Genomic DNA, 14882 nt, shown 5'->3' on the forward strand with positions numbered 1-14882 from the left:
GACCGGCGGGGCCGCCGGGTTACCTCGGTGCTGGATGACGGGCGCGCTTACCCTCCCGTTCGGCCACGGTCTTCAGCTCCTTCAGCCATGTTTCGAGACCCGCGCCGAGGGCGGCGGTGGAGAACCCGACGTCCTGCTCCACCTGGTCACCGCGCCACGTCTCCTCGGTGCGCACGACAACCCGGCCGCCTACCTCGGTGAAGGTCCACACGTGGACCCCCTTGTCGATTCTCAGCCCGGCACCGATCGCCGGTCCGTCCCACCGAAGGCACTTTTGGTGCCGCAGCTGCCGGACGGTGGAGGTGACCACGAGGGTCGTGGCGGGGTTCAGTTCGGTCTCGGGTATCGGCGTCGTCCATCGAAACGACGAACCGGGACGCAACGGGCCACGATCGAGCCGCTTGCTGGAGAGGACCGGCTTCTGCCACGACGGCCAGCGTTCCACGTCGGTCTGAATCCTCCAGACGGTACGCAGCGGAGCGGCGATCACCGTCTCCGTCCGGTAGCGGATCTTCGCCGAGGTGTCGACGGTCTTTCCCACGCATCGCAGCGCCGTGCGGTCGGAGCCGCCGACGGGCGTGGCCTCGGCCCGAGCCGGTGCGCCCGTAACGCCCATCAGCCCGCCGACGACGACTATCGCCGTGACGGCGCTCACACGGTTCCTCATGATGCGGTCGCCGCCTCGGCCGTGGTCTTGAGCCGACGCAGCCACGTGGCGAGCGTCGTGTCGAGGCCTGCCTGGAACGTCGCGGGGTCGGCATCGACGGGCGGGCCGGCGAAGGACTCCTCGGTGGACACCTCGACGCCGTCGCCGGCCGGGGTGAGCGCCCAGACGTGGACGCCGAGGACGCCGTCCGGCCCGCCACCGTAGCCTCGCCACACAAGGCGTTCCTGCGGCCACACCTGAACACACGTCGACTCGATCTCCATTCCCGCGGCGGACCAACGGAACACGGAGCCCGACGCAAGCGGACCGGGCGTTTCGATATGCGCGTACGGAATCTCCGGCAGCCACGTTGTCCACGCGTCGATGTCGGTGAGAATGCGCCAGACGGTGTCCGCCGACGCGGTCACCGTGACGCTGTGGCGGCTGACCACCGGGGCCGACTCGTCAATGCCGGCCTCCTCGGCGTCCATGACGTTCTCCATCGTGATGTTCTCTCCTCGGTCAGTGACGATCGGGAACGCCGGGCATGAGCGAGTCGTTACATCCACACCCGGCGGATGCGATCGTGCCAAGATGACCGATCTCCGCACATCGGCGAGAATTACCTATCTTGCGACACGTCGCCCGGGCACGTGAGATACAGCACCGCTGCACGAGAATCCGACCGCGGCGTTTCGTCCAGCACAGGACTCCTCAAGGAGCCGGAATTCGCCGCCACACTCGCCATTCTCAACCAGCTCTACGTCAACCATTCCGTCCTGCAACCCCAAGCCAGCGTCGTCGACACCATCCGCCGACACGGACTTGAGCAGGTCCTCCACGCAGGCCGGGACCGCCGTGAGCTTCCCTCCGCAGGACGGGCACCTCGTCTGGACCTGATCCGGTTTGACGGACATCCGAGCTCAGGGGTTCGTCTGGCCCTGTAGGTGAATTTGAGAGCCGGATCTCGACATCGTCTTCGACGCCTTCAGGCAACACTCTCAAGACGATCTTGGTGACAGTTATCGCTGGGAAGTGACAACTATCGCTGGGAATCACACTTGGCCATACGCAGGGGCCGGACATCACCGTCAATACATCGTTAAGCGTTCGGCAAACAACGATCGGCAGGGTTAGGCCCATGAACATCCTGTCACGTTCGGCCATCGCCCGACGACGGCGCACCCTGGCGAACCTCGTGCTCCGTGACCTCGCGGACACCGGCGACGTCATCCTCCCCGCCTGGTGGGAAGAGGAGGTCCAGCGGGAGTTCGGCGGCCTGGGCGGGTTCCTGGCCGAGCTGAGCCGCCAGTGGTGGACGGCCTACGCCGCGCACCTGGACGCGCTGATCGAGCTGGGCCTCGACGACCCCTCCCAGGCGTGGGACGACGTCAGCGAGCAGATGCCGTGGCTGCGGGCCGTACTCGACGCCCACACCGACGACGCGGCGCTCGCCGAGGCCGAGCGGCGGCACTGCGACGTCCTGCGCTGGACGACCCGGCGCGAACCCCGCCACGCGGCCTGAGGACCCCTCCGGCCCGGACGTTCACATGTCGCGCGGGGAACAGCCGGGAATATTCGCGAGGAATCGGGTAGCCATGAATGATGGTCAGATTTGTCGAAGGTAAGCCCTCGCCTCACAGGAAACCCGGTAACCACGCTTCTGACCTGCGGTTGGGCGTGCGCCTGACGATGGCACTCGTGGCAGTGGCGATCTTCACGGTGCCGTTCGTGGTGCTGCTCGTGCTCGTGAAGACCTCCTCCTCGCCGCTCAAGAGCCTCGACGAGAGCGTCGCCCTGAGCCTGCACGCCCAGGCGCTGGAAAACCCCGGCTACACCACCTTCCTCAGCGTGGCCACCGAGGTGTTCGGCCCCTGGACGTGGCGTGTGCTGGTGGTGCTGGCCGCCGTCTGGCTCTGGCGCCGAGGCGCGCCGCGCCTGGGGATCTGGGCGGTCGCCACGATCACCTTCGGCGGCCTGCTGAACCTCGCCGTCAAGGAGATCGTCGACCGCGCCCGGCCCGACCTGCCGAATCCCGTGGCCTCGGCGCCCGGAGCCTCCTTCCCCTCCGGGCACGCGATGGGAGCGGCGCTGGGTACGTGCATCCTCGTCCTCCTCCTGCTGCCCTTCCTGCGGAGCACGGCCTCGCGGATCATCGCCTGGGCCGTCGCCGCGGCCATCATGGTGTTCGTCGCGTACAGCCGGATGGCGCTCGGCGTCCACTGGACCAGCGACGTGATCGCGGGGGTCGCGCTGGGCGTGGTGGTCGTGGTGGGAGCGGCGGCGGGGTTCGAGGCCTGGCGCCGCGGAGAGGGCCGCAGGCCCGCCGAACCACACGTGGAAGGCGTCGAACCCGAGGCGTTCCGGGAGACCCGTTCGGGGTAGCTGGCGCGCCATGTCGAAAATGTCGGTGGATTTCAAAGGCGTGACACGTCTCATCCTGGCGCCGCTGGCCATCATGGCCGTGCTGACGATCGGCGTCGGACTCCTCATCACCAGGGTCCTGCAGACGACGACCCTCATCGCGAACGACCAGGGGGTCAACGCGCAGATGGCCGAGGGCCGCACGGCCCAGCTGAGCTCGATCACCGACGTGCTGTCGGGCCTGTCCGACACCCCGGTGATCATCACTGCCACCGCGCTGCTGGTCATCGGCTTCCGGCTCGCCTTCAAGCGCTGGAACGAGTCGATCTTCCTCGCGCTCGCGGTCTTCTCCCAGTCGGCGATCTTCCTGCTCGCGACCGTCTTCGCCGAACGCAAGCGACCCGCCGTCGAGCACCTCGACCCCGCCCCGCCCACCTCCAGCTTCCCCTCCGGGCACACCAGCGCCGCGGTCGCCTTCTACTGCGGCGTCGCCCTGGTCCTGACCCTCCACACCCACCGTTTCAAGATCCTGAACGTGCTGTGGTGGGTGGTCGGTCTGGGCATTCCCCTGGGCATCGCCTACTCGCGCATGTATCGCGGCATGCACCACCTGAGCGACGTGAGCTGGGGTTTCCTGCTCGGCGCGGTCTGCATCGCGGTGGCCGCCAACGCACTGCTGTTCCGGCCGGTGGTGCAGGAGAAAAAGAAAAAAGTTCTGAGCACGTAGCGATCCCCGGCCACATCGGGGATCCGGGCGTCGCGAAGATCGCTGAAGCGGGCCCCGGCGGGGGTGAGAGAGGGACATTCCCCACCCGCTGGGCCGCTTCACATGAGACCGTTGTGAAGCAGCACCACCAAGGTTCACACCCGCTATCAGGTGTCACCAAAAGATCACTGCGCGCTACGAAGTAAGATGAAAACCTCGTTAGGGAGATTCAAGTCCTCCTCTCGGGGCACGAGCAGCCAGCCGACCGGACCGAGGACGTTCGACGGCTACCCTCAAGGAAGGAAGCCGGCCATGGATCAACAGTCCGTCGTCTGCCAGAAATGCACAGGCGTTCTCCTCGCCACCGACTCCCGCACCTACACCGCACAGCGAGGACGCCTGATCCTGGCCAACGGCTACTGCACCTGTCCTGCCGAGCAGGCCCCCACCGAGCAGGCCGCTCCCCAGCAGCAGTCCCAGCCCCAGCCCGCCGCGGAGCAGCCCTCCACACACCGGCAGCCCGCCCACCCTCAGCAGCAGCCCGCGAACCAGACCTCGATGGTGGGCGCCTAGCACCTTCTCCGGAGGGTCGTCGCGGCGTCGGGGGGCGTACGCGACGACGAAGCGGCGCTCAGCCGCTCAACCCCCAGGCCAGCACCACGGACAGACCGCTCGTCGCGAGCAGGCCGACGACCACCACTATGGCAATCACTCGACGGTTCATACCTGAGAGCCTAGCCAGGCATCCGGATGGTCCCGCACGTCAGCGCCCGGGTGGGGCACCAGGGGCGAGTACGAGATCATGACGGCCAGCTGGTCGGGTGCGTCTGCTCGCTCTCCGCGCGGATGATGTGGATCACCGCGTTGATGAGCGCCAGGTGGGTGAACGCCTGGGGGAAGTTGCCGAGGTGGCGCCCGGTCACCGGGTCGATCTCCTCGGCGTAGAGGCCGAGGGCGCTGGCGAAGGAGAGGACCCTCTCGCACAGCCTGCGGGCCCGGGTGAGCTCCCCGATCTCCGTCAGCGCCGAGACGAGCCAGAACGAACAGATCGCGAAAGTGCCCTCCTCCCCGCTCATGCCGTCGTCCGTACTCTTCGTCTCGTAGCGCAGGACCAGCTCGTCGGCGGTCAGCTCGTCGGCGATGGCCAGCACGGTGGCGCGGACCCTGGGATCGTCGGGCGGCAGGAAGCGCACCAGCGGGATGAGCAGGAGCGACGCGTCGAGGGCGTCGGTGTCGTAGTGCTGCCTGAAGACCCCTCGCTCGCTGACGCCGTGGGCGCACACGTCGGCGTGGACCTCGTCGGCGACCGCCTGCCAGCGCTCGGCGAGTTCCGGCTCGTCCCTGAGCCTGGCGAGCCTCGCGCCCCTGTCGGTCGCCACCCAGCACATGACCTTCGAGGAGGTGAAGTGCTGTGGCTCGCCGCGTACCTCCCATATGCCGCGGTCGGGCTCCCGCCAGTGCCTGATGGCCGACTCGACCTGCCGCTTCAGGATGGGCCAGATCCGCTCGTCCAGGCGGTCCCGCGACCGGGTGTGGATGTAGAAGGAGTCGAGGACCGCGCCCCAGACGTCGTTCTGACGGTGCCGGTAGGCGGCGTTGCCGACCCTGACGGGCTTGGCGCCCTCGTACCCGGAGAGATGGTCGAGAACGTACTCGTCCAGCTCCCGTTCGCCGTCGATGCCGTACATGACCTGGAGTTCCTCGTCCCGTTCCGCCACATCGGCGATGAACCAGAAGAAGTCGTCGGCCTCCCAGTCGAAGCCCAGCGTGTACAGGCCCCAGAGGGCGAAGGTCGAGTCCCTGATCCAGGTGTAGCGGTAGTCCCAGTTGCGGTCGCCGCGCGGCGTCTCGGGCAGGGAGGTGGTCGCCGCCGCGATGAGGGCACCCGTGGGGGCGAAGGTGAGGCCCTTGAGGGTGAGGGCGCTGCGCTCCAGATACCTCCGCCAGGGATGGTCGGGGAAAGCGCCTCTGGCGAGCCAGTGCTGCCAGTGGTGGGCGGTCCACACGAGCCGGTGGTAGGCGTCCTCGAAGGTGTACGGCGGCTCGTGCATGGTCCACGACAGCGCGCAGAAGCGCGTGTCGCCCTCCCTGAGCAGGGTGCGCGCCATCGCGCGTCCGCCCTCGAACCCCAGCCGCATGTCGGTGGTGAGCCGCAGCTCCAGGCTCTCCCCCTCCGCCGTCGCGACGCCCTGCTGGTAACCCCTGTCGGTGTACTCCCAGTCGGCGGGCCTGCGTCCGTAGTCGAAGATCGGCTCGCAGTCGAGCGTGACCTGCGCCTCCCCGCTGACGCACCGCACCGTGCGGAGCAGCACGTGGGAGGCGTCGTAGTCGGTCGGCGCCCTCCTGTGCGTATGGGAGAGCTCTTCCTCGTCGTGGTGCCAGGGCCCCATGAGCAGCACGTCGCGCACGATGATCCAGCCGGTGGGGGTGCCCCAGCTCGTCTCCAGGACCATGGTGCCCGGCAGGTAGCGGCGCGCGGCGGGCACTCTCAGGTCGGCGGGGCCGAGCCGGAATCCCCCCGCGCCCCGGTCGAGGAGTGCGGCGAAGACGCTGGGGGAGTCCATCCGGGGCAGGCAGAGCCACTCGATGTTCCCGCTCGGGGCGACCAGCGCGGTGGTCTCGCAGTCGGACAGGAACCCGTAGTCGGCGATGGGCGGGAAAGGGGAGGGGCCGGGCAGCGCGTACGCGGGTGAATTCCCTGTCATCAGTTCTCCTTGAGCCTGGAGACCTCCGCCTTCGAACGGAGAGGACCGTCAGGCGCCCTTCCTACCCCGGCTGCCGCTTTCAGGCACGTCTTTCCCCCGGATATCCGCCGCTCAGGGGGCGATGGCTCGGTCCATAAACGATTCTCAGTAATGTCTCACAAGTCACATTATTCCCAGTCGTGTGTGAACTTTTCGGACATGCTTGTGTCGAATCTGCTATTAAGATGCCCGACCAAGGTTCACATCAGAGAGGGTCATCGTGGGGCGCGACGACATCCAGGGATCGTACGAAGAGGATCCTCGCGAGCAGACCGGTCCCCTCGGACCGGCCCAGCGGGAACCCGAACGTCCCGCCGGCGACGTGCTGTCGGACGGCTGGAACGAGATCGACCTTCCGGACCCCGTACCGGGCGACGGATCCCAGGTGATCGTCCACGTCGACGGGTCCCGGGAGATCATCCGGACCGACGGCTCCCGGGAGATGGTCTATCTCGACGAGCGTCGCGAGACAGGGGACACCGACGTCACGTCCGACGGCCCCCTCTACCGCGACGAGGACGGGGAGACGCCGACGCGCGGTTTCCTGGGGTCGGGCTGGCGGGAGGACCCCGACCCCTACGAGGAACGCCGCCGCAAGGGCAGGAGCAAAAGCAGGATCCTGCTCGCGGTCGTGGGCGGCGTCGTGGTCGCGGGGGTCGCGGGCGGCTGGATGCTCTCCGCCTCCGTGAACGGGCAGCCCGACACCACATGCTCACCCGGCGCGCGATGCTCGGTGGCCGACATGCCGAAGCTGCCTTCCGAGACGCCTGCCCCCCGCCCCGAGGAGGAGGCGACGGAACCGTCGGAGGAGACTCCCACGGCCGAGGAGCCGACGACCGCCCCCACCCGGGCACCTCGGGCCCAGGAGCCCGCCCGTCCGTCGCCGACCCGCAGCGCCCCGCCGAGGGAGACCGGCCCGACGCGGACCGCCGAGGAGAGCGAGCAGGAGGAGACCTCCCGGGAGAGCCCGGCTCCGCGAGCGCGGATCACCTCGGAACCCGCACCCTCGCAGACCGGCCAGACCCCCACCGAGAGCGCCGAACCGAGTCGGCAGCCGACGACGGCACCGCCGACGCAGGACACGGGAACGAACGACAACTCGGGTGGCGGCGGTGGTGGCGGTGGCGGTGGCGGCGGTGGCGGTGGCGGCGGTGGCGGTGGCGGCGGTCTGCTCGACTGGCTGTTCCGGTAAGCCGTCACACCACCATGACCGGAGAAACCGGATCCGGGGGAGCCGGCCATCGGGTGGCGACACCGGTCAACGTTCGGAGACGGTCCGCCGGGAATTCCCGGCCCCGGCCCGGTGCTCCTGAGGACTGACGCCGCGTTCGCGCTTGAAGGCGACGCTGAGCGCGAACGCGCTGCCGTAGCCGACCTGCGTGGCCACCGCACCGACGGTCGCGTCGGTCTCGCGCAGCAGGTCGGCGGCCATGGCGAGCCTCCAGCCCGTGAGGAACGTCATTGGCGGCTCGCCCACCAGCTCGGTGAAGCGGCGAGCCAGGGCCGCGCGGGAGACACCGGCCCCGGCGGCGAGCGTGGCCACCGTCCAGGGGTGGGCCGGGTTGTTGTGCAGCATGCGCAGGGCCTTGCCCACCACGGGGTCGCCGTGGGCGCGATACCAGGCGGGCGCCCCGGCCTCGGGGCGGGAGAACCAGGCCCGCAGGACGGCGATGAGCAACAGGTCGAGCAGCCGGTCGAGAACGGCCTCCTGGCCCGGATCGTCCTTGACGATCTCGTCGCAGAGCAGCGGGATGATCGGGCAGTCCCAGGCGTCCTCCCGGAGGACCAGCAGTGAGGGCAGCGCCTCCAGCAGACGGCTGCTGATCTCCCCGCGCATCTGGTAGGCGCCGGTGAGGAGCACCGTTGACCCGTCGGGGCTGTTGCCCCAGGTGCGGATGCCCAGGTCCATCTCCTGAGCCAGGCTCCGCCCGTCGAGGGTGGTGCAGTGCTGGCCCGGATGGATCACCACATCGGGCGGTGTGGCCGGATCGCAGGCGACCGTGTAGGGGTCGGGACCGAGGATGATCGCGACGTCCCCCGGCCCCAGGCGCACCGGGTCGCCGTCGTCGGGGACCACCCACGCCTCGCCCCGGACCATCGCCGTCAGGGCGAGCGGTGCCCGGTCCTGGATGCGCAGGGACCAGGGCGGGCTCAGGATCGAGCGGAGCAGGAACGCTCCCCTGGCTCTCGGACCGTCCAGAAAGTCGGTGAGTGCGTCCACACCTTCACCGTAGACGCTGAAACATGGAATCGCGCTTCTCAACCATGGCCCGTCTCAATCCACGCCGGTTCACTGGTCCCATGACTGCGATGTCGCTCTTCCGAGGCCCCGCGCTGGTCGCGGCGGCCATCACCATGGGACTCGTGGCGGGTCTCTTCTACGCCTACACCTGCTCCGTCATGCCCGGCCTGGCCCGGACGGACGACCGGACCTTCGTGAGCGCGATGCAGCGGATCAACGTGGCGATCCTCAACGGCTGGTTCGCCGCCTGCTTCGGCGGCGCGCTGGTACTGACCGTCCTCGCCGCGGCGCTGCACCTCTCACAGGACGCGCGGCCCGTGCTGCCCTGGATCGCGGCCGCGCTCGTCCTCTATGTGGTGATGCTCGCCATCACGATGGGGATCAACGTGCCGCTCAACAACGCCCTCGACGCGGCCGGGGACCCCGACCGCATCACCGACCTCGCGGCGGTGCGGATGAGGTTCGAGGCGGCCTGGGTGCGCTGGAACCTCATCCGCACGCTGGCGTGCGTGGCCGCCTTCGGCTGCCTTACCTGGGCCCTTGTCGTGTACGGGCGCACCGGGCTGCCGAACGGATCGTGACCGGGCGGGTCGGTCGGCGGATGTGTGGCCGGACAGACGACGGCTCGGGGACGACCGGGCGGATCGTGCCCCGGATCGTGCCCCGGATCGTGACCGGGACATGGCGGGGCTGCCCGGTCCGTGCGGACTTCTGCCAGGATGCCGTCTGTCGCCGCCTCCCGCCCCCGGAGCGGATCGGCACACCCGGGGAGGCCGGTTCCGCCCCCGTATCCTGACCACTGACACGCACGGGAGCCCCTCGATGACCGGGTACCGGATCCTCGCCGTCGACGACGACCCCGCGATCCTGCGCTCGTTACGGCGCGGCCTGCGCCTGGAGGGCTTCGGCGTGGAGACCGCGGACTCCGGCGAACGGGCCTTGGAGCTGGCCGAAGGCACCGCGCCCGACGCGATCGTCCTCGATGTCTCGATGCCCGGACTGTCGGGCATCGAGGTGTGCGCCCGCCTGCGGGCACGCGGAACGGAGGTTCCGGTGCTGATGCTGTCGGCGATGGACGAGGTCGCCGACCGGGTGGCGGGGCTGGCCGCGGGAGCCGACGACTACGTCGTCAAGCCGTTCGACCTCGGTGAGCTGGTCCTGCGGCTGCGTGCCCTGCTGCGCAGGGCCGGGCGGGCGGTCGGCGAGACGGTCCGGGTGGGCCCGCTCACGGTCGACCCGACCGCCCGCCGGGTCACCGTGAGCGGCAGGGAGGTCGAGCTGACCCGCCGGGAGTTCGACCTGCTGGAGGTGCTCGCGTACAACGCGGGGGTCGTACTGTCCAGGTCTGTGCTGCTGGAACGGGTCTGGGGGTACGACTTCGAGGTGACCGGCAACGCCGTGGACACCTTCGTGAGCTACCTGCGGCGCAAGCTGGAGGCCGGGGGTGAGCCGCGCGTGGTGCACACGGTGCGCGGGGTCGGGTTCGTGGTGCGGGACGGGCACCGGTGAGGCTCTCCACCCGGTTCGCGGCCTGCCTGGCCGCGCTCGTCCCGCTGCTGGTGCTGCTGGGCGGCCTGCTCGTACTGAACCTGGTCTCCCGCGACCTGCGCGCCGAGCGGGACGAGCAGATGGCGACGCGGGCGCACGCGCTGGCGCCGCTCGCCACCTCGTACTCCTGGCGCGTCCGCATGACCCCCCGCCTACCGCCGGACCTCATCGCGCAACGACTCGCCGGGGCCGCCGCCATGGGGGCCGGCAGCCCCGGCGGGATACGCGTCGAGATACCGGGGAGCAAGTCGTTCGACATGGGAGAGGTACCGGTCACGACACCCGCCGTGGCCGGTGAGGGGCCGGCCACCTTCGGCGAAGGCGCACGGGAATGGCGATTCGTGGTGTCCGACCTGGGCCCGCGAGGGGGCGCGGGCCGCCTGTGGGTGTTCGAGTCCGAGGAGCACCTCGACCGGCGACTCGGGGTACTCCGCAGCCGGTTGGCGCTGGTCACCCTGATCTCGGCGGGAGTGGGCGTCGTGGCCGGTCTCGCTCTCGGCAGGTTCGCGGTGCGCCCCCTGGCGGTACTCCGCGGCCAGGCGCGGGGAATCGGCGCGTCCCCCGTGGGGGAGACACGGCTGGAGACCGCCTCCGGGGTCACCGAGATCGACGAACTGGCCGGCGTGCTCAACGATCTGCTGGACCGGCGTGACGCGGCGGTGACGCGCACCGGCGAGGCGCTGGAGACCGCCCGCGCCTTCGCCGCCACCGTGGCGCACGAGCTGCGGACGCCGCTGACCAGCATGGGCACCAACCTGGAACTGCTCGGCCACCCCGGACTGGATCCGGTGGAGCGCGCCGAGATCGTCGCCGACCTGAGTGCGGAACACGGCCGGACACAGCGGCTGATCACGATGCTGCGCCGGCTGGCGCGCGGCGAGCTGGTCGAGCCGGCGGCCTTCACCGAGACCGATCTGGCGGAGATCACCGCCGTCGCCGTCGAGGAGGCGCGGCGTCGCCACCCGAGGGCCGCGGTCGCCTTCTCCCCCACGGCCGACCTGCCGGTACGTGGATGGGCGGAAGGACTCCGGATGATCGTGGACAACCTCCTCGACAACGCCGCGATCCACGGCACGGATGTCCCGGACCTCCCTGACGGTAGGGACGGGGCGGGCCGTCCTGACAGCGCGGACAGCGCGGACACCGTGAGCGACGCGGACAAAACGGACAACGCAGACAGCGGCATGGGCGGCACGAGTGCCATGGACGGCACTAACGGCACCAATGGCACCGACGGCACCGAGCGTGCCACGATCACGGTGACGCTGTCCGCCGACGGTACGGTCGCCGTGCTCGCCGTCCAGGACGCGGGGCCGGGGATACCGCTCGCCGAACGCGACTCCGTCTTCACCAGGTTCCACCGCCGGCCCGGCAGCCCGGGTTCGGGCCTCGGTCTCACCCTCATCCGCCAGCAGGTGGCTCTGCACGGCGGCACGGTCACGGTGACCGACCCCGAGCAGGGCCGCGGAACGCGCGTCGAAGTACGGTTGCCCGCCTCGACTCCCCTCTCCACCCACTCCCCGACGCGACCCGGTGAGCGTCCTTCGGATGTCGGCTCCTGGCTCGCCGAGCCCCGCCGGTCCCCGCCGTAGGCCGTGCCGGAGGTCCGCTGAATCTCCGCCGTCGCCCGTCCCGGAGATCCGCCGCCGGGCATGCCGAAGTCCCGCCGTGGGCCGTGCCAGAAATCTGCCAAGAAAGTGCGTCATGCTCCCCGCCGTACGCGAGCGGCTCACCCCGCCACCGAACCCACGGGGGAAACATGAACATCCATCGCCTGCGAGTACCCGCGATCGCGACGGTCGCCGCACTCACGCTGATCGGCTCGGCGGCTCCGGCCGGAGCCCTGGCCATGACGTCGGCCTCCCTCGCACCGGCCTCGTCGCCGTCCGCACCGGCCGTCGCCGAGGCGGGTGCCTTCGACCTCGTACGACCATCGGCGAATCCGGTCAGACTGCGGAGCGACCCGAGAAAGCTCTCGGTGACCTACACCTACGAGGGCGACGAGCGCACCCTCGACGACTTCCTCGCGCGCACGAAGACCAACGGCTTTGTCGTCCTGGACGGCCAGAAGATCGTGGACGAGCGCTACGTCGAGGCCAACCGCAACACCCGGTTCCAGTCCTGGTCGATGGCGAAATCCTTCACATCGGCCGCGATCGGCATCGCCCTGCAGGAGGGCCACATCCGCTCGATCGACGACCAGGTGACCCGCTACCTTCCCGAACTGCGCGGCTCCGGCTACGACGGGGTGTCCATCCGCAACCTGCTGCGCATGTCGTCGGGGATCGCCTGGGACGAGCGCTCTGACATACCCAAGGTGCAGATGGCCGTGAAGCGGGGCCAGTCGGTCGAGAAGCTGGCGGCGCGGCAGGTGCGCGGCTGGAAGCCCGGCAGCAGGTTCGAGTACACCAGCATGAACTCCTTCGTGCTCGCCGACATCGTCAGCCGCGCCACGGGCACGCCGTACCACCGGTACGTGGAGAAGAAGATCTGGCAGCCCGCCGGCATGGAGTCCACGGCGCGCATCGAGAAGGACTCCACCGGCGACAGCCTCGGCTACTGCTGCTACCACGCCACCGACCGCGACTTCGCCCGGTTCGGCCTGCTCTACCTCCGTGACGGCAAGGCGGCGGGGCGCCAGGTCGTGCCGAGCGCCTGGGTGAAGAAGTCGACCACGCCCTCCGCCTCCTTCAACGCCGGCTACGGGCTGCACTGGTGGCTCGGCGACGGCGACGAGGGCGACTTCATGGCCGCCGGGTTCGGCGGGCAGTACGTCTACGTCTCTCCCAAGCACGGCGTGGTCGTCGTCAAGTCGACCGTCTCCACCTCGGCCCACGACCAGCGCGAGGCGCTGGTCGCGTTCCGCGCCGTGGCCACCGAGGTGGCGAAGACCCGCTGACGACGGCCACCCGCACGGGGGCGGGAGCCGGATCGGCCGGGGGCCGACCGCGAGGACAGGCCGGGGGACGGCGCGTTCTTCCTGCCTTGCGCTGGAGGCCCGGCATCAGGGCTCCGATATCTGGCTCCGGCTTTCCCGTTGGAAGCCCCGGCATCGGAGCTCCGGACCAAAGGTCCGGCATCAGGGCTCCGGCTTTCCCGTGCCATCGAACACACCTATCGCAAACAGGGGGATAACTCACATGACCAGCACGAAATCCGGCCCTCGTCGCTCTCTTCGCCTTCGAGGGCTGCTCACAGTACTGGGAGTCGGCGCGCTCATCGCCTCCCCGCTCCCACAGGCCGCCGCCGCGACCGCCGCACCGCCGGTGACACCGGACTGCTCCTGGAAACTCCGGGTGAGCGCGGACACCGTCAACATCTTCTTCCCCGACACCGCGGCGTCGTACTGGGTCCTGCCGTTCACGGTTCAGGACCGTCTGCGGATCAAGCTCTCGGGTGAGTACGCGGACAGCCGGTACACCTCGTTCAACGTGTACAAGGACGGCGGAGGGTCGTTCACGTTCAACGGTGTCGGCTCATCGCTGCCCGACCACCTCATCGACCCGGAGCCGGGCAGCGTCAACCCGTGGCAGCAGCAGGCGGAGCCCGGCGGGCGCTACACGGTGACCGTGAGCTCCGACGCGGCTCCTGGCCAGGTCAACACGCTTCCCCTCGCTCCCGAGGGCACCGCGGAGGGCGCGGACGGCTACGTTCTCCTGCGGGCCTACCTGCCGGCCGACGGCGACTTCTCGCGGGTGCCGCTGCCGTCGGTCACCTTCGAACGCGACGGCGTCTCCACGCCGGTACCCAGGTGTGAGAGCACCGGCACACCCACGCGGGGGCAGATGGAGTCGCTCGAAGGACTCCGCATGGACCCGCCGCTCGCCGAACCGGAGCCGATGAAGTTCGCCCGCGTGAAACTCGACACGCGGCGCGTCGGCGGCTTCCCGAACGCGGACGCCGCCTACCTCAGCGCGACCGTCCCCCCGCCGGCCGACCGCGAGGTCGTCGTCGTCCGGGGCAAGGCGCCGCGCGCCTCCGTCGGTTCCCACCCCTCACCGTGGCCGAGGACGGACAAGGACGTGCGCTACTGGTCCATGTGCACGAACCTCACCTTCCCGCTGCTCCCCGTGGTGGTGAACAACCTGCCAGGCGGAACGGTCAGTTACGGGTGCCGCAGCGACGACGAGACCACGCTGGACTCCACCGGCCACTACACGTACGTGATCGGCAAGGAGTCGCAGCGCGCGGCGATCGAGAGGATTCCCGGGGTGACCTTCCTGCCGTTCTCCACGATGCAGCCGAGGGCCGCGCACACCGTCCTGCTCCGCAACATGGTGGTGGACGAGAACTTCGCCGAGGCCGTCCAGAATGTCCCCGAGGACGGTGACCCGGCCTCCGCCGCCGCCGTGATGGGCCCGTACCACCCGAAGGTCTCGGTCTGCTCGCTCGCCGCCCTGGCCTCGGGTGGCCCGCAGAACTGCCCGCCGGTCTAAGCGTCCGCCGTCCGCCGGTCCAGGTGTCCGCCGGGGCGAGTCCCGTCAAGGGGGCGGGGATTCGCCCCGGCGGACAGTGTCATGTGCGGCGAGCACGGGACGGTTCCTTCTCGCCTTCGCTCACCGCGGCCTCACGCCCGCCCAACCGTCCGGCTCTCGGCTGCCCGCCCGGTCCTCGGGCTGCCCGGCTGCCCGA

Annotated in this window: 14 protein-coding genes; 10 read left to right on the forward strand and 4 right to left on the reverse strand. The window is 69.8% G+C overall.

Annotation, left to right across the window (positions count from 1 at the left end; translation table 11 throughout):
• Positions 1–19: 19 nt before the first annotated feature.
• Together ACIBH4_RS36435 and ACIBH4_RS36440 are read right to left on the reverse strand one after the other, a co-directional pair.
• Positions 20–655, reverse strand: a complete 636-nt coding sequence (locus ACIBH4_RS36435) for an SRPBCC family protein (protein ID WP_362510795.1) — start codon at positions 653–655, stop codon at positions 20–22.
• 8 nt (positions 656–663) lie between these two features.
• Entirely contained in the window at positions 664–1149 is a 486-nt protein-coding gene (locus ACIBH4_RS36440) for an SRPBCC family protein (RefSeq protein WP_362510792.1), read from the reverse strand.
• Positions 1150–1787: 638 nt separating this feature from the next.
• Between ACIBH4_RS36440 and ACIBH4_RS36445 the strand changes: the two genes are divergently transcribed.
• The 4 genes from ACIBH4_RS36445 (at position 1788) to ACIBH4_RS36460 (ending at position 4289) form a co-directional block, all read left to right on the forward strand.
• Positions 1788–2171 carry a hypothetical protein gene (locus tag ACIBH4_RS36445; protein ID WP_362510789.1) on the forward strand — a complete coding sequence of 128 codons (384 nt, stop codon included), beginning with the start codon at positions 1788–1790 and terminating at the stop codon, positions 2169–2171.
• A gap of 167 nt (positions 2172–2338) precedes the next feature.
• Complete coding sequence (locus tag ACIBH4_RS36450) at positions 2339–3031, forward strand: phosphatase PAP2 family protein (RefSeq protein ID WP_362510786.1); 693 nt, start codon at positions 2339–2341, stop codon at positions 3029–3031.
• A 40-nt stretch (positions 3032–3071) separates the two neighbouring features.
• Complete coding sequence (locus ACIBH4_RS36455) at positions 3072–3737, forward strand: phosphatase PAP2 family protein (RefSeq protein ID WP_362510784.1); 666 nt, start codon at positions 3072–3074, stop codon at positions 3735–3737.
• A gap of 291 nt (positions 3738–4028) precedes the next feature.
• A complete protein-coding gene (locus tag ACIBH4_RS36460; RefSeq protein WP_362510781.1) occupies positions 4029–4289 on the forward strand; it encodes a hypothetical protein in 261 nt (86 codons plus the stop codon).
• Positions 4290–4516: 227 nt separating this feature from the next.
• Here ACIBH4_RS36460 and ACIBH4_RS36465 read toward each other — a convergent pair whose 3' ends face one another.
• Entirely contained in the window at positions 4517–6421 is a 1905-nt protein-coding gene (locus ACIBH4_RS36465) for a glycoside hydrolase family 15 protein (protein WP_362769543.1), read from the reverse strand.
• Positions 6422–6680: 259 nt separating this feature from the next.
• Here ACIBH4_RS36465 and ACIBH4_RS36470 point away from each other — a divergent pair, with 259 nt between their 5' ends.
• The gene (locus ACIBH4_RS36470; RefSeq protein WP_362769542.1) at positions 6681–7652 is read left to right on the forward strand and encodes a hypothetical protein; all 972 of its coding nucleotides are present in this window, start codon (positions 6681–6683) and stop codon (positions 7650–7652) included.
• A gap of 66 nt (positions 7653–7718) precedes the next feature.
• On the opposite strand, the gene ACIBH4_RS36475 is transcribed toward ACIBH4_RS36470, so the two are convergent.
• Complete coding sequence (locus ACIBH4_RS36475) at positions 7719–8681, reverse strand: AraC family transcriptional regulator (RefSeq protein WP_362510772.1); 963 nt, start codon at positions 8679–8681, stop codon at positions 7719–7721.
• Between the two features lie 80 nt (positions 8682–8761).
• Here ACIBH4_RS36475 and ACIBH4_RS36480 point away from each other — a divergent pair, with 80 nt between their 5' ends.
• From ACIBH4_RS36480 to ACIBH4_RS36500, 5 genes are all read left to right on the forward strand, one after another.
• Positions 8762–9283, forward strand: a complete 522-nt coding sequence (locus ACIBH4_RS36480) for an anthrone oxygenase family protein (protein WP_362510769.1) — start codon at positions 8762–8764, stop codon at positions 9281–9283.
• 241 nt (positions 9284–9524) lie between these two features.
• Positions 9525–10211, forward strand: a complete 687-nt coding sequence (locus ACIBH4_RS36485) for a response regulator transcription factor (RefSeq protein WP_362510766.1) — start codon at positions 9525–9527, stop codon at positions 10209–10211.
• Positions 10208–11842, forward strand: a complete 1635-nt coding sequence (locus ACIBH4_RS36490; RefSeq protein WP_362769540.1) for a HAMP domain-containing sensor histidine kinase — start codon at positions 10208–10210, stop codon at positions 11840–11842. The genes ACIBH4_RS36485 and ACIBH4_RS36490 overlap by 4 nt, the downstream gene beginning before the upstream one ends.
• A gap of 167 nt (positions 11843–12009) precedes the next feature.
• Positions 12010–13149 (forward strand): serine hydrolase, encoded by a 1140-nt coding sequence (locus ACIBH4_RS36495; RefSeq protein WP_362769538.1) that lies wholly within the window; start codon positions 12010–12012, stop codon positions 13147–13149.
• A 241-nt stretch (positions 13150–13390) separates the two neighbouring features.
• Complete coding sequence (locus ACIBH4_RS36500) at positions 13391–14686, forward strand: hypothetical protein (protein WP_362769536.1); 1296 nt, start codon at positions 13391–13393, stop codon at positions 14684–14686.
• Positions 14687–14882 lie beyond the last annotated feature (196 nt).

This window comes from Streptosporangium sp. NPDC050284 (assembly GCF_044459525.1).
GTDB lineage: Bacteria > Actinomycetota > Actinomycetes > Streptosporangiales > Streptosporangiaceae > Streptosporangium.